At 60.4% G+C, this 230-nt stretch carries 1 protein-coding gene; it reads left to right on the top strand.

All coding sequences use genetic code 11. From position 1 onward, the window contains the following. Positions 1 to 19 precede the first annotated feature (19 nt). Positions 20 to 230: hypothetical protein (locus SB751_RS35910; RefSeq protein ID WP_410749718.1), on the top strand; the 211-nt coding region annotated here is incomplete at its 3' end.

The following is a 230-nucleotide window of genomic DNA, read 5'->3' as shown; positions in this document are numbered from 1 at the left end:
GGTCTCGCAGCACCTCAAGGTGCTCAAGGACGCAGGATTGGTGCAACAAGCCAAACGGGGCCAGCAGCGCATTTATGCGGTGATGGATGAATCGCAGGGGGTGCTCAAGGCATTGAGCAATTATGCGCTGTCGCTCGTTGCCCCTGCGCCAGGCGAAACGGACGCGAAGCGTACTCCGCTGGTCATTCAGGAACGAGGCGGGGCACGGACATTGGATTGGGCAGCCGTCA

The organism is Cupriavidus sp. SIMBA_020, assembly GCF_046535395.1.
Taxonomy (GTDB): domain Bacteria; phylum Pseudomonadota; class Gammaproteobacteria; order Burkholderiales; family Burkholderiaceae; genus Cupriavidus; species Cupriavidus campinensis.
Note: the sequence above shows the minus strand (reverse complement) of the source record. Positions and strands in the feature narration are given on the sequence as shown.